The organism is Methylomarinum vadi, from assembly GCF_000733935.1.
GTDB lineage: Bacteria > Pseudomonadota > Gammaproteobacteria > Methylococcales > Methylomonadaceae > Methylomarinum > Methylomarinum vadi.
Genome location: NZ_JPON01000001.1, coordinates 3,310,471 through 3,332,040, shown reverse-complemented (window position 1 = coordinate 3,332,040; position 21,570 = coordinate 3,310,471). Strand labels below are relative to the sequence as shown.

16 protein-coding genes and 1 pseudogene are annotated in these 21,570 nt (G+C 55.1%); 10 read left to right on the top strand and 7 right to left on the bottom strand.

The window, feature by feature from the left end:
• Positions 1–248: 248 nt before the first annotated feature.
• Together EP25_RS0116600 and EP25_RS0116590 are read left to right on the top strand one after the other, a co-directional pair.
• Positions 249–1,156: pseudogene (locus EP25_RS0116600) on the top strand (tyrosine-type recombinase/integrase).
• A complete protein-coding gene (locus EP25_RS0116590) occupies positions 1,153–2,250 on the top strand; it encodes an IS91 family transposase (protein WP_036300033.1) in 1,098 nt (365 codons plus the stop codon). The pseudogene EP25_RS0116600 and the gene EP25_RS0116590 overlap by 4 nt, the downstream one beginning before the upstream one ends.
• A 309-nt stretch (positions 2,251–2,559) precedes the next feature.
• Here EP25_RS0116590 and EP25_RS0116580 read toward each other — a convergent pair whose 3' ends face one another.
• The 5 genes from EP25_RS0116580 to EP25_RS0116560 all read right to left on the bottom strand — a co-directional run bounded on the left by EP25_RS0116580 (position 2,560) and on the right by EP25_RS0116560 (position 8,717).
• The gene (locus tag EP25_RS0116580; protein WP_152555671.1) at positions 2,560–3,009 is read right to left on the bottom strand and encodes a hypothetical protein; all 450 of its coding nucleotides are present in this window, start codon (positions 3,007–3,009) and stop codon (positions 2,560–2,562) included.
• A 375-nt stretch (positions 3,010–3,384) separates the two neighbouring features.
• Positions 3,385–5,169 (bottom strand): SLC13 family permease, encoded by a 1,785-nt coding sequence (locus tag EP25_RS0116575; protein ID WP_031434933.1) that lies wholly within the window; start codon positions 5,167–5,169, stop codon positions 3,385–3,387.
• Positions 5,170–5,306: 137 nt separating this feature from the next.
• Positions 5,307–6,434 (bottom strand): sodium ion-translocating decarboxylase subunit beta, encoded by a 1,128-nt coding sequence (locus tag EP25_RS0116570; RefSeq protein WP_031434932.1) that lies wholly within the window; start codon positions 6,432–6,434, stop codon positions 5,307–5,309.
• A gap of 119 nt (positions 6,435–6,553) precedes the next feature.
• Positions 6,554–8,335 (bottom strand): sodium-extruding oxaloacetate decarboxylase subunit alpha, encoded by a 1,782-nt coding sequence (gene oadA, locus EP25_RS0116565; RefSeq protein ID WP_031434931.1) that lies wholly within the window; start codon positions 8,333–8,335, stop codon positions 6,554–6,556.
• Between the two features lie 145 nt (positions 8,336–8,480).
• Complete coding sequence (locus EP25_RS0116560; protein WP_031434930.1) at positions 8,481–8,717, bottom strand: OadG family protein; 237 nt, start codon at positions 8,715–8,717, stop codon at positions 8,481–8,483.
• 239 nt (positions 8,718–8,956) lie between these two features.
• Here EP25_RS0116560 and EP25_RS0116555 point away from each other — a divergent pair, with 239 nt between their 5' ends.
• The 8 genes from EP25_RS0116555 (at position 8,957) to EP25_RS0116520 (ending at position 19,804) form a co-directional block, all read left to right on the top strand.
• Positions 8,957–9,841 (top strand): RnfABCDGE type electron transport complex subunit B, encoded by an 885-nt coding sequence (locus EP25_RS0116555; RefSeq protein WP_031434929.1) that lies wholly within the window; start codon positions 8,957–8,959, stop codon positions 9,839–9,841.
• Positions 9,842–9,959: 118 nt separating this feature from the next.
• Positions 9,960–14,951 carry a 2-oxoacid:acceptor oxidoreductase family protein gene (locus EP25_RS0116550; RefSeq protein ID WP_200875048.1) on the top strand — a complete coding sequence of 1,664 codons (4,992 nt, stop codon included), beginning with the start codon at positions 9,960–9,962 and terminating at the stop codon, positions 14,949–14,951.
• Positions 14,952–15,139: 188 nt separating this feature from the next.
• Positions 15,140–16,486 carry an electron transport complex subunit RsxC gene (gene rsxC, locus EP25_RS0116545; RefSeq protein ID WP_031434927.1) on the top strand — a complete coding sequence of 449 codons (1,347 nt, stop codon included), beginning with the start codon at positions 15,140–15,142 and terminating at the stop codon, positions 16,484–16,486.
• Entirely contained in the window at positions 16,479–17,534 is a 1,056-nt protein-coding gene (locus EP25_RS0116540) for an RnfABCDGE type electron transport complex subunit D (RefSeq protein ID WP_031434926.1), read from the top strand. Before rsxC ends, EP25_RS0116540 begins: the two co-directional genes overlap by 8 nt.
• Positions 17,531–18,223, top strand: a complete 693-nt coding sequence (locus EP25_RS0116535) for an FMN-binding protein (RefSeq protein ID WP_031434925.1) — start codon at positions 17,531–17,533, stop codon at positions 18,221–18,223. Before EP25_RS0116540 ends, EP25_RS0116535 begins: the two co-directional genes overlap by 4 nt.
• Before the next feature lie 8 nt (positions 18,224–18,231).
• Positions 18,232–18,906, top strand: coding sequence for an electron transport complex subunit RsxE (gene rsxE / locus EP25_RS0116530; protein ID WP_031434924.1), 675 nt, complete (start codon positions 18,232–18,234; stop codon positions 18,904–18,906).
• A gap of 37 nt (positions 18,907–18,943) precedes the next feature.
• Positions 18,944–19,534: an electron transport complex protein RnfA gene (locus EP25_RS0116525; RefSeq protein WP_031434923.1), complete on the top strand. Its 591-nt coding sequence runs from the start codon at positions 18,944–18,946 to the stop codon at positions 19,532–19,534.
• A gap of 87 nt (positions 19,535–19,621) precedes the next feature.
• A complete protein-coding gene (locus tag EP25_RS0116520) occupies positions 19,622–19,804 on the top strand; it encodes a hypothetical protein (protein WP_031434922.1) in 183 nt (60 codons plus the stop codon).
• Between the two features lie 4 nt (positions 19,805–19,808).
• Here EP25_RS0116520 and EP25_RS0116515 read toward each other — a convergent pair whose 3' ends face one another.
• Together EP25_RS0116515 and EP25_RS22580 are read right to left on the bottom strand one after the other, a co-directional pair.
• Positions 19,809–20,981 carry a DUF5610 domain-containing protein gene (locus EP25_RS0116515; protein ID WP_152555670.1) on the bottom strand — a complete coding sequence of 391 codons (1,173 nt, stop codon included), beginning with the start codon at positions 20,979–20,981 and terminating at the stop codon, positions 19,809–19,811.
• Between the two features lie 16 nt (positions 20,982–20,997).
• On the bottom strand, positions 20,998–21,513 hold the full coding sequence (locus tag EP25_RS22580; RefSeq protein WP_152555669.1) for an NUDIX hydrolase: 516 nt from the start codon (positions 21,511–21,513) through the stop codon (positions 20,998–21,000).
• Positions 21,514–21,570: the final 57 nt, after the last annotated feature.

Here is a 21,570-nt window from a genome sequence, read left to right as displayed (position 1 = left end):
CCATTTGCAGATTTCTGGTTTCGGCCAATTTCAAACCTTCAAGGTTGATTTCTGAATGGCTGGTTTATGCCAAATTTGCTCGTTTAACTTGCTGATAATCGGCCCCGAAGGCGGGTCCGGTTGATTAGCTGGTTGGACGAAGCCGCTAACGCGGAGAAAAGCGGCAGTAGCCGGTAATTTATAAAATGTAATCTCACGCCCTCTTTTAAGAGGGATTATTCCATGACGAATCATGAGGTTACGCGACAATGACAACATCATTCGAATCCCATTTCAAGCAAAACTATCAAAGCCATCTGAAACACCTCAAACTTAAAGGGTTGCAGCCCAAGACGATCGAGGCCTATGCCCGTGCGATTCGACGTATCGGCCAGTATTTCAACGAAGACATCAATGCGTTGACCGAACAGCAACTGACCGATTATTTCACCGATTTGCTGGAGTCGCATTCTTGGAGTGCGGTCAAGTTGGACCTGTACGGTCTCAAGTTTTATTACACCCATGTACTGCGCAAGCCTTGGGTCGCGCCGCAGTTGGTCAAGCCGCCGAAGGCGCAACGTTTGCCGGATATCGTCACTGTCGACGAGGCGCGGTGTATCTTCCAGTCCACGCGTATTCTCAGTTACCGGGTGTTCTTTTTCACGCTCTACAGTCTAGGTTTGCGCCTCGGCGAGGGATTGCGTCTTGAGGTTGGGGATATCGATGCCGGTCGCCAACGCGTGCATATCCGAGATGCCAAGGGCAATAAGGATAGACTGGTGCCGTTGCCGGCTGCCACCCTGGATTTGCTACGCCGCTTCTGGCAAGTTCACCGGCATCCGGTCATGTTGTTTCCCAATCGCCATGGCGGTTTGAAGGGCGCGCAGCGCGCGCAGAGCCCTTTGGATCGCGGTGGCGTGCAAAAGGCTCTGCGCCAAGTCGCGCAAGACTGCGGTTTAAAAAAAAGATTACCCCGCACTGTCTGCGGCATAGCTATGCCACACATTTGATTGAAGCGGGCGTCGATCTACTGGAAGTGCAGAAAATCCTCGGTCACCACAGTATCCTCACCACTGCCCGCTATACTCACCTGACCGACGGCACGAATCAAAATACCGGCCAGTTGATTAATGCCTTAATGAATGGCTTCGACATCGACTGGGGGGCGGTCAAATGATCTTGCTTTCCGCCATCATCCAAACCTTCGAAGCCGAGTTTCTGGTCGCTTACCAGGGTCGCTTGTCACCCAGTCAGCGTCAGGCGCTGGCCGCGATGAAACACTGCCGCACGTCGCAAGGCCCTGTGATGTTGGCGCAATGCGATGATTGCGATCGGCAACGCTTGGTGCCGCATTCCTGCGGCCATCGCAGCTGCCCGCATTGCCAGTCGCACGAATCGCAACAATGGCTGGAAAGGCAGTTGCAGAAGCAGGTGCCGGCCGAATATTTTTTGCTGACGTTTACTTTGCCCAAAGAACTCAGGCCGTTGGCCTGGCAACAGCAACGTACGTTGTATGATCTGCTGATCCGCTGTAGTTGGGATACCGTCAACACCTTCACCCGCAACGATCAACAGCTTCAGGGCAATGCCGGTGCTATTGCTGTGTTGCATACCCATTCCCGCCGATTGGATTACCATCCGCATGTACACTTGGTGATGCCGGCGGCCGCCATCGATCCTGATAAACGACTGTGGCGCACCAAACAGGGTAAAAAGGGCCGGAAAGGCTATTTGTTCAATCACAAGGCAGTGGCCAAAGTGTTTCGGGCCAAATTGCTTGAAGCGATCTCGCAGGCCGGTTTGACATTGCCTGACTACTATCCGCAACAATGGGTCGTTGACGTCAAGTCGGTCGGACGCGGCGATAAAGCCTTGGTTTATCTGGGACGTTATCTCTATAAGGGCGTTATCCAGGAAAAGGACATTATTGCCTGCCGAGATGGCCAAGTAACCTTCCGTTACCAGGACAGCAAAACCAAAAAGTGGCAGACTCGAACACTACCCGGCGTGAAGTTTCTGTGGCTGATGCTCCGCCATGTTCTGCCCAAAGGCTTTAGGCGGACTCGCAACTTCGGCTTTTTGCACCCCAACAGCAAACGGCTGATTCGTCTGCTGCAAGTCTTGCTCGGCGTCAATCCCAATCGTGCTATCGCTTGGCTCAGGCCCCGCCCGAAACTCCAATGCCCATGTTGTGGTGGAACCCTGCAGATTATCAAAACGCGCATTCTCGGTTCTTCGGCTGTCATGGCATTGAATTCGACCAAAGCGTAGAGGCAAAACCGGTTATGTAAGCGGCATTTCTCACTGACCCAAACCGATCATCGGGCATTTTAGCACCGAGGCTTTCGTTCGGTCTGAATTCAGGGCAAAATGCCGCTAAAATCCGAAATTCCGGGTGTGATGATCAGCATCACGCCCATTTCAGCCCGTTTATCGACGTCAACGCTTGAAATGGGCCAACACATCCCCCAATCCTTCGAAAAGCTATTTTCTTATATAACGCTCCCTCCGAATACCGGGCTTGTCCAACAAACGGTTCAGATTGTGGCTCGCTCCGCGATTACAATCTAACCTTATTCGTTAGCCCGCAGTTCTGAATTTTGCATATATTGCAAAAGCAACGAAGATGAAAATTAGTAGCCATTTTGTCAATGCTGCGATACCAGCCGCGAAATACTGTGCCTGATCAAAGGGGCCTGCACCGTAAAGGAGGATCAGGTGTAAGGAGTCTTCTACCGCATCTGCGATTACTGCCACGGGCAAAGAAATTGCCAGTAGCCTCCTTGTAGTATGGGTGAATCTTGCGAAGATACCTGTTCTCTTTGATATCAGATAGCCAAGTGATCCGTAGCATATCAGGAATGGGTAATCTATCAGGAAATGCAGTTTGAAAATTTCTACTTGAGATGGCTTCCACTTACTCAGTATTGAGTTGAACTCACGGTCTGTAAATGTCAATTGAATTGAAGGGATGCCGGGATCTAGCGACGACGTGTAAATGGCCATTGCTGTGAACAGCAATACAGACATAATTCCGACTACACGAATACTGAGCATAGATTGATACGCTAATGATTAATAAGTAATTAGATAGTTTCTGTATACCATCCCTGATCGACTTATTCTAGACAATAGATTTGGCGATTTCTCTCTAAATGCAGCTATAGAGATTGGCTTTTCTAAATCGGCGGATTCACAGTTATGGTAAAAAGCTGACTATCGATATGACTCAACTAATAGCTGGTAAGCCCGCGTAGCTCCGATTAGCGATAGCGTAATCGGAGGAATGATGCTTATGCCCTATTCGGCAATCTTGGGTCGAAGCCGGCCTATCGAAATACGATCTGATTGCGCTTAAATTCTGAAAGTATCCGGTTGAATTTGAGTTACAAAGGGCTGAGGTGTTTAGACAGTCCGGTCTAATGGCCAGCCGATCAGCAATACCATGATAGTGGTCGCGCCGACGAAAAGATTCATCGGCACGCCGACCTTGAGAAAGTCCGTGAAACGGTAGCCGCCCGGCCCGTAGACCATCAGGTTGGTTTGATAACCCAGCGGCGTGGCGAAACTGGCGGAAGCGGCGATCATGATCGCGAACACGAAAGGCTCGCTATTTAAGCCCGATTTCTCGGTGATTTCCAAGACGACCGGCAGCATCAATATCGCCGCGGCATTATTGGTGATGACTTCTGTCAACAGCGAAACCGTCAGGTAAGTCAGGATCAACAACAGCCACCCTTTGCCGCCGCTCAAGTCGATGATACTGTCCGCCAGAAAATTGGCGACACCGGTTTTTTGCAGCGCAGCGCCCAACGAGAACGATGCGGCAATCGTCAGTATCACCGCCAAATCCAGGCTTCTCTCAGCTTGGTTGACCGAGCAACAGCCCATAATAATCATCAATCCGGCGCCGATCAATGCGGCATTGAGCATCGAGATGTAACCCACGCCAACCGCGCTAACCACAGAGATTAAAATGGCCCAGGCCAGATAGGCCCTCTCGTGCCGGGGAGTTTCCGTATTCAGGTCGTTGATCAACAAAAAATCCTTGTTATAGCGTTGTCGACTGACGAAAGCCGGTCTCGCCTCCAACAACAGGGTATCGCCGGCCTGCAGGATAATGCTGCCCAAATTACCTTTGATCCGCTCTCCGTTACGGGCGACGGCCAAAACGGCCGCGCCATAGCGGTCGCGAAAACGGGCATCGCGAATGGCATTGCCGACTGCTTCGCAATGGGGCGAGACAACGGCTTCGACCAGGCAACGTTCGGGACGTTGTGCGGTTAAAGATTGTAAGTGAGCGTTATTATCGACCGACGGCACAATGCCGTTGATACGCAGCAATAAAGATATCGCCTCGGTATCGCCGGCGAACACCAGGCGGTCGCCACCATGCAGTTTTTCCTCGGAGGGAACGGCGGTAATAACGGTGTCGTCTCTCTCGATTTCGATCAGATAAACGCGCTTCAAATTCCGCAGTCCCGCTTCCTCGACCGTCTTGCCGACCAGCGGGCCGTGAGGAGCCACGGAGACTTCCAGAGTAAATTCACGTAGATTGGCAAGCGCTTTATCTTGATCGCGGTTCGGCAGCCATTTGGGGAAAAACAGCCACATGAACGACAAGCCCATCATTGCGACGGGAAGACTGACCGCACTGATCGAAAACAACGAAAAACCGGTCGCTCCGGTCAAGGTCTGATACAGTCCATTGACCATCAGATTGGTGCTGGTGCCGATCAACGTCAGCGTGCCGCCAAGAATGGCGCAATAACTCAACGGAATCATCACCTGGGAAGGGGAGATGCCGATTTTGCGAGTCCAGGCATGCAGCGCCGGAATCATCGTCGCGACCACCGGCGTGTTATTGAGAAAGGCGCTCAACAGCACGACCGGCGCGAAGATACGCGTCAACGCCGCACGCACGCCACGTGGCTGACCAAGCAGGCTATTGACCAACAGATCGACCGCACCGGAAGCATGCATGCCGGCGGCAATCACGAACATTGCCGCGACGGTGATCAAGCCGGAATTACTGAAACCGGCCAAAGCCTCCTGGCTGGTCAACACGCCGCAAACGCTCAGGACGGTTAGTGCCGCCATCATCACCAGATGCGGCGCCACGCGGGTAAAGATAAGTGTCAGCAATACGCCAACGACCGCTCCCAACGACAACCATCCCTGCCATATCATGATTAACCTTTCACGAGAATCATTAAGCGAAAACCACGTCCAGATCCGTTATTTGCGGTGGGAAAACGATTGACCTGGAAAATGCAAACAACCGTATAAACCGAAGAATTAATATTCCTTTTTACCTTGAACCTGGTTTAATTCACCAGACTCAACAAAATACCGGCCGCCACGGCGGAACCGATCACGCCCGCCACGTTCGGACCCATCGCATGCATCAACAGAAAGTTATGCGGATTGGTCTCCAGTCCGACTTTGTTGGCGACGCGGGCCGCCATCGGCACCGCCGACACCCCGGCCGCGCCGATCAACGGATTGATCGGGGTCTTACTGAATTTATTCATAACCTTGGCCATCAGCACGCCGCTGGCCGTGCCGATGCAGAAAGCGATAGCGCCCAATCCCAAAATACCCAACGTTTCCAGTTTCAAAAAAGCGTGCGCGCTTAACTTGGAACCGACCGACAGGCCGAGGAAAATCGTGACGATGTTGATCAATTCGTTTTGCGAAGCCTTGCTCAAGCGCTCGACGACGCCGCAGGCATTCATCAGATTTCCGAGACAAAACATCCCGACCAACGGCGCGGCCGAAGGCAATAAAAAAGCTGTCAACAATAACAACAACAACGGGAAAACGATCTTTTCGGTGCTGCCGACCGAGCGCAGCTGCTGCATTTCGATGGAACGCTCCTGTTCCGTCGTCAAGGCCCGCATGATCGGCGGCTGAATCAACGGCACCAGCGCCATGTAGGAATAAGCGGCCACGGCGATGGCACCCAGCAGTTCGGGCGCCAATTTAGAAGCCACATAGATGGCGGTCGGGCCATCGGCGCCGCCGATGATGGCGATAGCGGCGGCATCCTTGAAGGTGAATTCCAGGCCAGGCACGGCATTCAGCGCCAAGGCGCCCAACAAGGTCGCGAAAATACCGAACTGGGCCGCCGCCCCGAGAAACAACGTCTTGGGGTTCGCCAACATCGGCCCGAAATCGGTCATGGCTCCCACGCCCATGAAGATCAACAACGGAAATATACCGGTTTTGATACCGTAGTACAGATAATGAAGAATACCGCCCTCATCGGCGATACCGGCCACCGGAATATTGCTGAGAATGGCGCCAAAACCGATGGGCAGCAGCAACAAAGGCTCAAACCCTTTTTTGATCGCCAAATACAACAACAGAAAGCCGACCGCCATCATAATGGCTTGGGGCCCACTGAAGTTATATAGTCCCGTGCTTTCCCATAAGAGAGTGAGGTTTTCCATGAAAGGTCTCTGTAATAACTATTTGTGATAACTAAATACAAGCTGCCGGTACAGCACCGGATTCATCATAATCGGTGGATACCACTCATTGCAGCCTGAAACTAAGCGCTTGAATTTGATTACAAGATAATTAAGGCATCACCTACAGCCACTGCATCACCTTCTTTGACATTGATGGCGCTGACCACGCCGGAAGCCTTGGCGCGCACTTCAGTTTCCATTTTCATTGCCTCCATAATCACGACTACATCGCCTGCCGAAACATTGTCGCCTACCTTAACCACAACCTTGAGGATATTTCCGGCCATCGGCGAATCGACCGATGCACCGCTAGTGGCCGGCGCATTCGCCGCTGCCGGCGCCGCCGAACTTTCCGCGGCCGGTTGAATCTGCATATCGGCGCCTGCAGGGCCGACCGCTACCGTATAATTGCGACCATCGACATTGACGGTATACGTTTCGATATCCGCCTTCTTACCGCCTTTGCTGGCCTGAGCTGCGGCAAAGGCTTCCGGATTTGGTGCCGCTTCGAAGGCATCGGGATTGCCTCGATTGACCAGGAATTTCCAGCCGACCTGGGCGAACAGTCCATAAATCAAGGCATCGTCCTCGACGCTTTCGGCCAGCTTGATGCCTCCGGAGGACGCTTTTTGTTTGACTTCCGCGACCAAACTATCCATTTCCGGCTCGAGTAAATCGGCCGGCCGGCAAGTAATCGGTTGCGCGCCCTCCAAGACGCGAGCCTGCAACTCCTTGTTTACCGGCGCCGGCGTAGCGCCATATTCGCCTTTCAAAACCCCAGCGGTTTCCTTGCTGATGGTCTTATAACGCTCACCGGCCAACACGTTCATCACCGCCTGGGTTCCGACGATCTGCGAGGTCGGCGTCACCAATGGAATGTATCCCAGGTCTTCCCGGACTCGGGGAATTTCCTGCAATACTTGATCGAACTTATCTTCCGCGCCTTGTTCCTTCAATTGTTTTTCCATATTGGTCAACATGCCGCCCGGCACCTGCGACACCAGGATGCGACCGTCGACGCCTTTCAGGCTGCCCTCGAACTGAGCGTACTTTTTCCTGACTTCACGGAAATAGGCGGCGATTTTTTCCAATTTGATCAAATCCAGGCCAGTATCGCGCTCTTGCCCTTGCAGACTGGCAACAATGGTTTCGGTCGGACTATGGCCGTAAGTCATACTCAGTGACGAGATCGCGGTATCGACATTGTCGATGCCGGCCTCGATGGCCTTGATATAGGTGCCGACACTCAAACCGGTGGTGGCGTGGCATTGCATGTGGATCGGGATAGCAACGGCCTGCTTCAATTTACTGATCAATTCATAGGCGGCATAAGGCGTCAATAGGCCCGCCATATCCTTGATGCATATGGAATGTGCGCCCATATCCTCGATGACACGCCCCTGCTCGACCCATTTATCGATGGTATGTACCGGACTGGTGGTATAGGAAATGGTACCCTGGGCATGGGCATCGGTGTTCAACACGGCCTTGACCGCGCGTTCGATATTACGCATGTCATTCATCGCATCGAAAATGCGAAAAACGTCGATACCGTTGACGACGCAGCGTTCGACGAACTTATCCACCACGTCATCGGCATAATGGCGGTAACCCAGAATATTCTGCCCCCGGAACAACATTTGTTGGGGCGTATTCGGCATGGCCGCCTTCAGTTGGCGCAATCTTTCCCAAGGATCCTCGCCCAAATAACGGATACAGGCGTCGAATGTCGCTCCACCCCAGGATTCGATCGACCAATAGCCGATTTGGTCTAGTTGCTCGCAGATCGGTAACATATCTTCGATACGCAAGCGTGTAGCCAGAATTGATTGGTGAGCGTCACGCAAGACGACTTCGGTGATACCTAAGGGTTTTGCCATTATTTTTCTCCCGTACCTTTTTGGGTTACGTTGTCTTTTTACCTTGTGGGTAATGGAATTTTATCTAGGGTAATGAAATTATGAACATTCCGTTCGCGCGACAGTCCTTAATACAAACTTTCCGTAATCTGCGCGACGGCCAGTGTTATTGATGCTTGTTGCGATACTGGGTCACAGCCGCTGTGATCGCAGCAATGATGCTGGAATCGGTGGTAGTCGTGAAATCAGGAGAAACGGGTTTGGCCACCTGTTGCACCGGAAAATAACGTTGTATCACCGACGACATCAGATTGACCGCGACAATCAACATCGCCAAAAAGGCGAAGACGATGCCCATACCTATAATCATCAGCTCGATCCCTGCGCTCAGCATTTCGTTCATTTTAACAGACCGTAAATATTGAAATATGACGGCATTATGCCGAAAACCATGGCATTAAACAATATTGGATAGAGGTAATGGATCATTTCCCCTTAACTTATAAACAGTTGCTTATATACCGAGATTGTTTTGCTAAGCAAAGACATTTTCGTGTAAAGTATTCGGTTCCCTAAACCATGCCGAACGCGCGCAAACCCTATGTTTTTCATGGCTTTTGCGGCTTCATTTAGAGACACAAAATGATTTCGAGTATAGTTACCGCCGCCTTGTTCATGGTTGCTCTAGGCGTTACGCTGGCCGTCATTCTGGCGATCGCCAATAAGAAACTGTTTGTCTACGAAGATCCGCGTATTGAAGAAGTCGACGAAATGCTGCCTCAGGCCCAATGCGGCGCCTGCGGCGTACCCGGCTGCCGGCCATTTGCCGAAGCCGTCGTCGCCGGACAAAAAAACCCCTCGGACTGCACGGTAAACACACCGGAAGGCAATGCCGCCATCGCTTCCTATCTCGGTGTCGACATGCATGCCAAGGAGAAAATCGTCGCACGTCTGGCATGCAAGGGCGGGACCCATGTCGCCTACACCCGGGCTAAATACGAAGGCATGAAGTCGTGCCAAGCCGCGGCGGTCGTTTCCGGCGGCGGCAAGGGCTGTAACTGGGGCTGTCTCGGACTGGGCGATTGCGCTGAGGTCTGTGATTTCGACGCCATCTTCATGGACGAGCACGGCTTACCCATCGTCATCGAAGACAAATGTACCGCCTGCAATGATTGTGTCGTCGTTTGCCCCAAGGATTTGTTCTCACTGCAACCGGTCAGCCATAAATTGTTCGTCGCCTGCAAAAGTCTCGACGAAGGCGACGAGGCGCAACACGAATGCGAAGTGGCCTGTACCGGGTGCGAAAAATGCGCGGTGGACGCACCGGCAGGCTTGATCGAAATTAAGAACAACCTGGCCGTGATCGATTATAAAAAGTATGACGAACTGGAAGTGGACCGCACGCCGATAGAACGCTGTCCGACCGGCGCCATCGTCTGGATAGACAGCGAATTGGGCACGACTCGTTCCAGCGTGGGCCGTGAGGCGAAAAAATCGAACCGCAGCGAGTCATTGCCGATCGGTTAACGAAAATTTCCGCTTCGGCGCTAAACTTAGGCAACAAACAGGCAATTAGCGGAATTGAACAGATAACGGCGCTTCAATCCTGGTCAGTTGAAGCAGCATGATTTCAGAGGGGAACCTTATGGCTATTTTTGGCAAGACGAAAGAGAACAAAACCTTCAAATACCCAGGTATACGCGTCGCATTAGACGGCAACTCGGCCGTGGTCATGTGCGAGCGCGAATCCAGCGATGCCGCCGGCGCTTTCCCCATCACGCCGGCATCGGCCATGGGCGAATATTGGGCCGAAGCCGTCAACAACGGCCATCTGAACATCTCCAACCGGCCGTTGATTTTCATCCAGCCCGAGGGCGAACATGCCGCCGCCGGCATGACCGCCGGCCTGTCGTTGAGCGGTCTGCGCGCCAGCAATTTCTCCGCCTCGCAAGGCATCGCCTACATGCACGAATCGCTTTATGCCGCGGTCGGCAAGCGCTTGCCTTATGTCCTCAATATCGCCACCCGGGCCATTACCAAGTCCTCGCTGAACGTCCACTGCGGCCATGACGATTACCACTGTATCGACGACACCGGCTTCATTCAGGTCTTCGGCAACAGCGCCCAGGCCGTCGCCGATCTGAATATCATCGGCCGCAAGATCGCCGAATTGAGCCTGAACCCGATCGCCGTCGCCCAGGACGGTTTTTTGACCTCGCACCTGATCGAGCCGTTAAACCTGCCCGAGCGCGAACTAATCGAAGAATTCTTGGGCCTGCCGGACGACATTATCCCGACGCCGACGCCGGCGCAGCGCATCCTCTACGGCGAGACGCGGAGACGCATTCCAATCAATTGGGACGTCGACCGGCCGCTGATGACCGGGACCGTCACCAACCAGGACGCCTATATGCAGTCCACCGCGGCGCAGCGGCCCTATTTCTTCGACCATGTCGCCGATTTCGCCGATCAATGCATGGACGAATGGTATCAATTGACCGGCCGCCGTTACTGCCGCGTCGGCCTGAGCGGCCACGACAACGGCGATTATCTGATCGTCGGCCAGGGCAGCGTCACGGTTGCCGCCGCCGCGGTGGCCCACTACCTGCAGGAAACACGCGGCCTCAAGATCAGCGTCGCCGACATGACCATGTTCCGCCCCTTCCCCGGCGACCTGATTGGTAAGATCGTCAAGGGCCGCAAAGGCGTCTTGGTATTGGAGCGCACCGATCAACCGCTAGCCGAAGACCTGCCGCTGATGCGCGAAATCCGCGCGACGATCGGCAAATGTCTGGAAAACGGCCGCGGCAAGGGAGAGAAACCCTTCCCGAAATACGAAAGCTACAAAAAAGCCGAGGATGCGCCCGAACTGTATTCAGGTTCGTTCGGCCTGGGCAGCCGCGACCTGCAGCCGGGCGACCTGATCGCCGCGGTCGAAAACATGCTGCCGGACGGCGGCAAGAAGAAATTCTTCTACCTGGGTATCGAATTTACCCGGGACACGGCCTACTCGCCGAAACAGGAAATTCAGATGCAACAGGTCGAAGAGGCCTATCCAGGCATCCGCAACCTGGCGTTGAAACGCGCCGAAAATCCGAACCTGCTGCCGCAAAACAGCTTGACCATCCGCATGCACTCGGTCGGCGGCTGGGGCGCCATCACCACCGGCAAGAACCTGGCGATGACCTTGTTCGACTTGCTCGGCTACGACATCAAAGCCAATCCGAAATACGGTTCCGAAAAGAAGGGACAACCGACCACCTATTATCTATCGGTCTCGCCGGAACCGATTCATCTGAACTGCGAATACCATCACGTCAACGTCGTGTTGTCGCCGGACCCCAACGTCTTCACCCACGCCAACCCGCTGTTCGGCCTCGACGCCGAGGGCACGCTGATCATTCAAAGCGCGCTCGACAGCGACGAAGAGGTCTGGCGCTCGTTCCCGCGTGTCGCGCAGCAATACATCGTCGACAAGAAGATCAAAGTGTTTTATATCGACGCCTTCAAGATCGCCCGCGAGGAGGCGACCGAAGCCGACTTGCAATTCAGGATGCAGGGCATCGCCTTCCAGGGCGCCTTCTTCCAGGCCTCGCCGATCGCCGAGAACGCCGGCAAGACGCATGACGAAATTCTGGAATCGGTCCATCAAACGCTGAAAGCCAAATTCGGCCATAAGGGCGAGCAAGTGGTCGAGGACAATTTCCGTATCGTCAAACGCGGTTTCGACGAAACCCATGAATTGAATGTCGCGGCGATGACGGTCGGCGACGTTCACAGCATGGCGGAGATGAAATCGGTCTCGACCCCGATCATGCTGCGCCGCCGCCCCGCCAACGACGACGCGATGTCCGACGTACACCGCTTCTGGGACCAAACCGGCTTCTCTTACGCCAGCGGCCAAGGCTCAAAAAACCTGGCCGACCCGTTCATGGCGACCTCGGCGATTCCGGCCGCGACCGGCATTTACCGCGACATGACCAGCATCCGCCAGGAACATCCCCGTTGGATTCCGGAAAACTGCACCGCCTGTGGCGATTGTTTCTCGCTATGCCCGGATACCGCGATCCCCGGCCTGATCAACACGGTCGGCGAAGTGTTCGAAACCAACATCAAGCGCATCGAAAAACAAGGCCATGGCGTCAAACACCTGCGCCGCGCGATACGCAACGTCGAGCGCAAATACCATGCCCTGACCGCGGACAAATCGGAAGGCACCAACCTGACCCCGATTCTGGCCAAGGCCATCGGCGAGACGATCAAGGAATATCCGGAAGCCGAACGCGCCGAAGTCAGCCAGGAATTCGATTGGTTCAAGGACGCCATGGGCGACTTCAAGTTCGCCCTGGTCAAGCCTTACCACGATGCGATGAACAAGCGCCAGCCCAACAGCGGCGGGCTTTATTCGATCACGATCGACCCCTACGCCTGCAAGGGCTGCCTGGAATGCGTCAAGGAATGCGAGGACGGCGCGCTGGAAGCGGTCACCCAGACCCCGGAAAGCATCGCACAATTGCGCGAGGACTGGGACTACTGGCTGGACCTGCCGACCTCGAACCCGAAATTCGACCGCATCGACGACATCGACGAAAAAATCGGCGCGTTGCATACGCTGATGCAGGACAAGAGCAACTATCATTCGCTGCCGTGCGGCGACGGCGCCTGTACCGGTTGCGGGGAAAAATCGGTGATCCACTTGTTCACGTCGACGGTCACGGCGGTCATGCAGCCGCGGGTCCAAAAGCATGTCGCCCGCATCCAGCAATTGATCGACGACATGGAAAAACACATCCGCCTGAAACTGGCGGAAAACCTGGATATCGGCGATGTCGAGGCGATCGAGAGCGCCATCGAGCAGAACCAGAGCGTCGATTTGACGCTGTCCAAACTCAGCATCGTACTCGACGACGGCAAACCGACCCAACCGATCGACAAGCAATGGCTTAAATGGGCCACGCAGCTGGTCGCCAAGCTGAAGCACTTGAAATGGCAGTATGTCGAGGGCATCACCGGAGAAGGCCGCGCGGCAATGGGCATCAGCAACAGCACCGGCTGCACCAGCGTATGGGGCTCCACCTTTCCGTATAACCCCTATCCGTTCCCGTGGACCAATCACTTGTTCCAGGATTCGCCGTCGGTGGCGATGGGACTGTTCGAGGGCCATATGGTCAAGATGGCCGAGGGCTTCAAGGCGATACGGATGGCCGAACTGGAAATCACCGGCAAATACGACAAGGACGAACACGACATATTCTTCCGTTATTTCGACTGGCGTCAGTTCAGCGAGGAAGAATACAAACTGTGTCCGCCGGTGGTCTGTATCGGCGGCGACGGTGCGATGTACGACATCGGCTTCCAAAACCTGTCGCGCGCGTTGATGTCCGGCACGCCGATCAAGGTCCTGGTGCTCGACACCCAGGTCTATTCCAACACCGGCGGCCAGGCCTGTACTTCCGGTTTTATCGGCCAGGTGGCCGACATGGCGCCCTACGGCGAAAACAAGAAGGGCAAACAGGAAAAACGCAAGGAAATGGCGCTGATCTCGATGGCCCACCGCACCAGCTATGTGCTGCAAAGCGCCCAGTCGCATCTGAACCATTTGCTGGAAGGCTATATCGACGGCCTCAACTACCAAGGCCCCGCGATCTGGAACATTTATTCGGTCTGTCAGCCGGAACACGGCGTCGGCGACGACATGTCGACCCGGCAAAGCAAGCTGGCGGTCGAATCGCGCGCTTATCCGCTGACGAGCTTCGACCCGAACAGGGGCACGGCCTGGAAGAAATGTCTGTCGTTGAAATCCAATCCGGATTTAGACAAAGACTGGACCACTTATATGCTGAATTACGTCGACGAGTACGGCAACGAAGAAAGCATGGAATTGCCGTTGACCTTCGCCGACTGGGCGTTGACCGAAGGCCGTTTCCGCAAGCATTTCAATATCGTGCCGCAGGAAAAGTGGAACGACGACATGGTGCCGCTGCATGAATTCATCGACCTCGATGAAGACGATCGCGACGACAAATATCCGTATATCTGGGCACTAAATCCGAACAATAACAACCTGATTCGGGTGTTGGTCGCCAACGAAATCGTCGAGTCCACGATCGAGCGCCGCGAATACTGGCGCATGCTGAAAGGCCTGGTCGGCGAGGACGAAAAAATCGATCCGCAGGCGATCGCCGATAATGCCAAGGCCGAGGCGGCGCAAAGTCTGGTCGCCGGCCTAATGAATTTGGCCACCGGCGGTTCCAGCGAGGACCTGCTGAAAGCGATCACCAGCGCGCCGGCGACGGTCGCGGCAAAACCGGCCGCGCCAGCCCCTGCCGCCCCGGCGGCGAGCGCGGCGGCGCCGGAACCGGCCGCTCCGGCCAAGGCGGCCGGCGGTTACGAGCCGGTCTGGATCGATACGCCGGACTGCACCACCTGCGATGAGTGCGTCGACATCAACCCGAAAATCTTCCAGTACAATGCCGATAAAAAGGCCATCGTGGTCGACCCGACCGCGGGGACTTACGAAGACATCGTGCGGGCGGCGGAAAAATGCACCGCGGTGATCATTCATCCGGGCACGCCGTGGAATCCGGATGAGCCTAACCTGGACAAGCTCATCAAGCGGGCGGAAAAATTTCAATAAGCGAAATATCTCCTCCGCCAATTCGCATGCAAAGAGTATCCGGGCGAAAGCGTGGATGCTCTTTGTGGTTTAAGAAAGCAATAAAAACTTTCGGAATTGAGGGTAATTTCGGTTTCGCGCGAGTTAGACCACTTATCGAAAATTAGAGTGTAACGACCTTGCGAAACCGGACATAGTCAGAAATATACATGGGCTTATTACAACTGTTTGGCAGAAAAACCTTTTCACACGGCATCCATCCGCCCGAATACAAAGAGGAAACCAGCCTCAAAAAAACGATACGTTTGCCGTTCCCGCCGGAAGTCGTGTTGCCGCTGTCGCAACATATCGGCGCGCCGGCGATCCCGGTCGTGCGCAAAGGACAATACGTCGAGCGCGGTGAATTGGTGGCCGAGGCGGCGGAAAGCGGCTTGTCCGTGCCGATCCACGCCACCGTCAGCGGCGTCGTCAAGGACATCGACCTGATGCCCAGCGCCAAGGGACCGAAAACCAAATCCATCATCATCGCCACCGCCCCCAGCTCGGCGCAGATTCCAGTACATGGCACGCCGCAGGACTATACCCGCATGGAGCGCAAGCAGCTCGTCGCCGCGGTCAAGGAAACCGGCCTGGTCGGATTGGGCGGCGCCGGCTTTCCCAGCTACGCCAAGATGATGATTCCGAAGGACCGCGCAATCCATACCGTCGTCATCAACGGCTGCGAATGCGAACCCTTCCTGACCACCGATCACCGCGTGATGCTGGAAAAAATTGAGTATATGATCACCGGCATCCGCATCGCGATGAAGGCGGTGGCGGCGCCAAAGGCGATCATCGGCATCGAAGACAACAAACTCGACGTACTGGAAGCGATCAAACCGCACTTGCCGGAAGACGGCAGCATACGCATCGAGGCGGTGGAAACCAAATATCCGCAGGGTGCGGAAAAAATGCTGGTCAAATCGCTGCTGGATGTAGAAATCCCGTCGCGCGGCCTGCCTTCGGAAATTGGCCTGGCCGTGTTCAATGTCGCGACGATGGCGGAATTGGGCGAACTATTGCCCAAGCACCAGGGCCTGATCGAACGCATCGTCACCGTCACCGGCGACGATCTGAAAAAGCCGGGCAACTACATCGTCCCGATCGGCACGCCGCTGCGTTATATCCTCGATTACGCCGGCTTTACCGGAGAGGAAGCCGAACTGATACTGGGCGGGCCGATGATGGGCTTGCCGGCATCTTCTCTGGACACTCCCGTTACCAAGGGTACCGGCGCGGTACTGGTATTGGACAAACGCGCCACCAAGCGCGACGATATTCAGCCTTGCATCAAATGTTCGATGTGCCTGCAGGCCTGCCCGATCAACCTGAACCCGTCGGAACTGGGGCAACTGGCCGTAAAAAGGCGCTATGCCGAGATGGAGGAAAAATATCATTTGAACGATTGTTTCGAATGCGGCTGCTGCAGCTACGTCTGCCCCTCCAACATCCCGCTGGTGCAGTATTTCAGAATCGCCAAAGTCATGAATCGCGAAAGGCATTTACAAAATGGCTAAAATCAATCCGAAAATCGATATCCGCACCTCGCCCTATATCCGCAAGGCCCCGACCGTGCCGCAGATCATGCGCAATGTCGTCTATGCCTTGCTGCCAATCGTCGCCTTTTCCTTCTATCATTTCGGCATCAGCGCATTGGCCCTGTTGACCGCGACCACGCTGTCCTGCGTCTTGACCGAACACCTGTTCTGCAAGCTGGCTGGCAAGAAAACCACGATCACCGACGCCAGCGCGGTGATCACCGGCCTGCTACTGGCGATGAGCCTGCCGCCGGGGTTCCCTCTATGGATGGGCGCCGTCGGCGGTTTCGTTGCCATCGCGATGGGCAAGACCCTGTTCGGCGGCCTGGGCTTCAACGTCTTCAATCCGGCGCTGGTGGGCCGGGCCTTCGTCCAGGCGGCCTTTCCGGTATCGATCACGACCTGGACCCCGGCCCACGCCACGGGACGCTTCTTCGAATTCATCCCGTCGACCCTGGCCCTGCCGTTCATGAAACCGGAACCGACCGCAGACTGGAGCCTGCAAGTCGCCCCCGACGGTTTTACCGGTGCGACGCCGTTGTCGTTGATGAAATTCCAAAGCATCCAGACCGATAATTACGACCTGCTGATGGGACTGACGGCCGGGTCGGTCGGCGAGACCTCGGCGCTGCTGATTTTGCTGTGCGGCGCCTATCTGGCCGTCAGAAAGATGCTGGACTGGCGCATCCCCGCCGCGGTCATTTTCGGCACGGCGTTGGCCGCGCAATGCTTTCACTGGCTAAATCCGGACCAGTATCCAACCGCCGAATTCATGATCCTGGCCGGCGGCCTGATGTTCGGCGCGGTGTTCATGGCCAGCGACATGGTCGCCTCGCCAGTGACGCCGCTGGGGATTTTCGTGTTCGGCCTACTGGTCGGCTCGTTGACTGTGATCATCCGTCTGTTCGGCGGCCTGACCGAATCGGTCATGTACGCGATTCTGCTCGGCAATGCCGCGACACCGATCATCGAGCTGTACACGCAGCCGCGTATTTACGGCGCCCGCAACAAGGAAAACAAATCATGAGCGAGCAAGAACAAAAGGTGCCGGCGCTGCCTTCCAGCACCTCGTTGATTGTCACGCTGGCCGTGGTCGCGATGCTGTCCGGGCTGCTGGTCGTCGTGGTCTATGAATACACCAAGCCGATCATCGCTGAAAACCAGCGTATCGCGACCGAGCGCGCCATCTTCAAGGTTTTGCCCAAGGCCGTCAGCCGGCTGACCTTCCGGGTCGAGAACGGCCAATTGATCCCTAGCGACGACAAGGCCGAAGGGGAACTAATTTATGCCGGTTACGACCAACAAGGACACCTGGTCGGCGTCGCGCTGCATGCCGCCGCCCAGGGTTATCAGGACACCGTCAAGCTGTTGTACGGCTACGATCCCTTTAGCGGCTGCATTACCGGTTTCGATGTGTTAAAAAGTACCGAAACGCCCGGCTTCGGCACACAGATTTCGACCAATGCGGAATTTCTGGCCAATTTTGTCTGCCTGGTAGCCAAGGTCGATGGCGAGCAATCGGCGCTGCTGCATGAGATCAAGACGGTGCGCCACGGCAACAAGAAGCATCCGTGGGAAATCGATGCGATTTCCGGCTCGACCATTACGTCGAATGCGGTCGGCCGCATGCTCAACCAAAGCGGGCAAAGCCTGCATCCGGTGATCGCCCGTAACCTGATCCAATTACAGCAGGCCGCCAGCAACCCAAGCGAATGAGGTAATTTATGGCTCAACCCAACAAACAAGAAGCTCCCTTGACCCTGGACGTGTTCACCGCCGGATTATGGAAGGAAAACCCGGTCTTCGTGATGATGCTGGGCCTGTGCCCGACCCTGGCCGTTACCAACACAGTGGAAAATTCATTGGGCATGGGCGCGGCGACGGTTTTCGTGTTGGTCTGTTCCAATGCGCTGGTTTCGGCGCTGCGCAATTTTATTCCCAAGCAGGTGCGCATCACCGCCTATATCGTCATCATCGCCACCTTCGTCACGCTGGTCGACTACCTGATCCAGGCCATCAGTCTGGACTTGTACAACAAGCTCGGCGCCTTCATCCAATTGATCGTCGTCAACTGCCTGATTCTGGGGCGCGCCGAAGCCTACGCCTCGAAGAACGCCTTCGGCAAGGCGGTGATCAGCGCGCTGGGCATGGGTTTGGGCTTCAGCCTGGCGCTGGTCATGATCGGCGGCGTGCGCGAATTGCTGGGCGCCGGCCAGTTCCTCGGTTTCCAGGTTTTCAGCACCAATTTCGAACCTTGGGTCATCATGATCCTGCCGCCGGGCGGCTTCATCGTACTGGGTTGCTGGCTGCTGCTGATCGGCTATCTGGAACAGCGCCGCACCGGCAAGGTTACGGCGGCGGAAGCCGCTTCGCATTGTTCGGTGCCACAGCAGCGCTAGAATTCATTAAGCCATTCGAGAATTTAAGAGAACTCACATGAATCCCGAATCACTCAGTTTTATCTTTCTCAGCGCCTTCTTGATCAACAACTTCGTGTTGGCGATGTTTCTCGGCCTGTGTCCGTTCGTCGGCGTGTCCGCCAAACGCGACACGGCCTTCAACATGGGACTGGCGACCACGTTCGTCATGTTCGTCAGTTCGGTTTGCTCCTATGGCATCAACCTGGTGTTGACGAAATATAACCTGGAATTTCTGCGCCTGATCAGCTATATCGCCATCATCGCCTCGTCGGTGCAATTGGTAGAAATGGTGCTAAAAAAATTCAGCCCGACTTTGTTCCGGGCCCTGGGCATTTTCCTGCCGCTGATCACGACCAACTGCGCGATCCTCGGCGTGGCACTTTTCCAGACCGCTCGCGGCTATGATTTCCTGCAATCGGTCGCCTTCAGTCTCGGCGCCGGCGCCGGTTTCGCCCTGGCCATCGTATTGATGGCCGGACTGCGCGAGAAGCTGGAGCTATCCAACCTGCCCAGCATCACCCAAGCGGCCGCGCTCAGCATGATGCTGGCCGGGATCTTGTCGATGACCTTCATGGGTTTCGCCGGTCTGGGCGGCTCGGCGGCCTAATCATTCCCTCTCCCCAACCCTCTCCCAAAGGGCGAGGGAGATTAAGGTGTCGCTTTGCGACTTTCACAGTAGTAACGGGAGGCAACCATGCTTAATTTTCTGATCGCGATGGGCGTCATTTTCTCGCTGATGCTGGGCTGGATCCTGGTGCAACAGGCGGCGCGCAAATTCGCCGCCAAACACCCCGAGTTCGGCCCGGCCAAGGAAGAAGGCCTCGGCTGCGGCAAAAATTGCGGCTGCCAGGCCGGCAGTTGCGATAAAGAGCAATAACTTATCAGGCCGCTTGCGCTTGCTCGGCTTTATCCCCGAAGACGCCCTTGCCCAGCGCAGCGATAATATCGGCAAACAATTGGTTTTCGTCGACTGCATCCGGCCCGGTCCAATTCTCGCGACTCAATGTTCCGATTTCATTAAACAAATCGTCGAACGCCTGGCGCGGTTCCAGCAATTTCTGCAAGCCGGATTGAGCGTCGGCCAGCAGGGTTTTGGCTGCCTCCAAAAAACCGCCTGCCTGGGTGAGTAAATCGCTATCGATCGTTTGTTCCGGCTGCGCGGTTTGTTGATAGGACGCTACCGCTTGCACCGACTTGTGCATGCTCAACTCCAATGAAAACCCGGCGATTTGTTCGCTATCGAATCCCGCTCTCATGGCATGCTTCAATGCCGCCTGCGCATTACCATGAAAAAACGCGTTACTGATTTTGTGCATGTTTTGCATGACCTGGCGCAATGCATTTTGTTCATCCGCGTTTAAATCGCCTTCAATCGTGACGTTTAACTCACTCTCTAAAGACTTGCTTTGTTGAAAGGCATTTAACGCCTGTCCCGTGCGGGAAGCCTGCACTGTGCTGCGACTCGAAGAAGTGGATTGATTGAAACTAAGCGTAATCAGGTCGCCTTGTTGCGTTTCGATTTGCAGTTGCGCGGAGCGGCTCGATTGCAGGGAGATACTCTGAAACGCCATGTCGGTAACCACGTTAGCCCCGCCCGACTCGAATTGTTCTAAGCTTCGTCGGGTCAAATCATGGGTTTCATCGATATCGGCAGCGATCTGCCCCTGTAATACACCCAAATTTTGCAGGATATCGCGGGCTTCGGCAAAACCTTGTTCCAAACCTTTACGGACCTGGGAAAAGAATTCGCCGTCATCGCCTTCGGGCCGGTTCTGCCGAAATTGACCATAGGCTTGGCGCACCGATGACAAGATCCGTTCGGAAACGGCCTGCGGAGAAAAATCCTCGGGCTCCAGGTCGGTTAAGCTAATACCGTCTTTTTTTAGCAGCTGTTCCAGCCTGTCGACAACCTTCAGGTCGACGATTTTTTGCGGCGAAATCTCCATCTCCTTAGCCGGCCGCTGCTCCGCCGCTTCCTGCGGACGATGGGGATGGAAATTCTGCAAACCCACGTTGGGTAACGAAAACCCAGGATGAAATGAGGAAACGAACATGACGGCACCCTAATTATCAATCGCTGTTTATGTGATCGGCATCACGGCGGAAATCTTTAAAGTCCGTTCCGCGGCCTTCCCTATCCACCAGGCCGTGCTCAACGCCTCGTTGAAACTGTTCGACAGCACTGTCGATTATCGCTTTTAAGCCCTCGACCAAGGCAAAACGCTCCAAGTGGACGGGAGCAACCCAGCAAGCCTCGCTAGCGTCGCTTTGCGCAACCGGAAACGTTTTTTCATCGCTACATTCGGCGAAAAAATCCACGATGACATAATGAAACCCCTCCAGTCTTCTCTCCACCACCGCCAGAATATTGTGAATCTTTACCTTCAGCCCGGTTTCCTCCAATACCTCCCGGCGACAGGCCTCGACTAGCGTCTCGCCGGCTTCCTGCTTGCCGCCTGGAATCGACCACAAGCCATGCGCCGGCGCCTTGTCGCGTTTGATCAACAGGATTTGCCCGCGCCGGTTCAGTACCACGGCTCCGACTCCGATGGCCGGCATGGGCGGTATTTGCTTACTGTTATCCATGGTCTATTATTGAATTATTGTCTTAAATGACGGTCATTGAAATTAATAAATCCAACA

Coding starts and splice junctions, on each gene's coding strand:
- EP25_RS0116515 (WP_152555670.1), bottom strand. CDS start 20,981: ATGTTCGTTTCCTCATTTCATCCTGGGTTTTCGTTACCCAACGTGGGT.
- EP25_RS0116570 (WP_031434932.1), bottom strand. CDS start 6,434: ATGGAAAACCTCACTCTCTTATGGGAAAGCACGGGACTATATAACTTC.
- EP25_RS0116550 (WP_200875048.1), top strand. CDS start 9,960: ATGGCTATTTTTGGCAAGACGAAAGAGAACAAAACCTTCAAATACCCA.
- EP25_RS0116560 (WP_031434930.1), bottom strand. CDS start 8,717: ATGAACGAAATGCTGAGCGCAGGGATCGAGCTGATGATTATAGGTATG.
- rsxE (WP_031434924.1), top strand. CDS start 18,232: ATGGCTCAACCCAACAAACAAGAAGCTCCCTTGACCCTGGACGTGTTC.
- EP25_RS0116590 (WP_036300033.1), top strand. CDS start 1,153: ATGATCTTGCTTTCCGCCATCATCCAAACCTTCGAAGCCGAGTTTCTG.
- EP25_RS0116575 (WP_031434933.1), bottom strand. CDS start 5,169: ATGATATGGCAGGGATGGTTGTCGTTGGGAGCGGTCGTTGGCGTATTG.
- EP25_RS0116520 (WP_031434922.1), top strand. CDS start 19,622: ATGCTTAATTTTCTGATCGCGATGGGCGTCATTTTCTCGCTGATGCTG.
- EP25_RS0116540 (WP_031434926.1), top strand. CDS start 16,479: ATGGCTAAAATCAATCCGAAAATCGATATCCGCACCTCGCCCTATATC.
- EP25_RS0116525 (WP_031434923.1), top strand. CDS start 18,944: ATGAATCCCGAATCACTCAGTTTTATCTTTCTCAGCGCCTTCTTGATC.
- EP25_RS0116535 (WP_031434925.1), top strand. CDS start 17,531: ATGAGCGAGCAAGAACAAAAGGTGCCGGCGCTGCCTTCCAGCACCTCG.
- rsxC (WP_031434927.1), top strand. CDS start 15,140: ATGGGCTTATTACAACTGTTTGGCAGAAAAACCTTTTCACACGGCATC.
- EP25_RS22580 (WP_152555669.1), bottom strand. CDS start 21,513: ATGGATAACAGTAAGCAAATACCGCCCATGCCGGCCATCGGAGTCGGA.
- EP25_RS0116555 (WP_031434929.1), top strand. CDS start 8,957: ATGATTTCGAGTATAGTTACCGCCGCCTTGTTCATGGTTGCTCTAGGC.
- oadA (WP_031434931.1), bottom strand. CDS start 8,335: ATGGCAAAACCCTTAGGTATCACCGAAGTCGTCTTGCGTGACGCTCAC.
- EP25_RS0116580 (WP_152555671.1), bottom strand. CDS start 3,009: ATGTCTGTATTGCTGTTCACAGCAATGGCCATTTACACGTCGTCGCTA.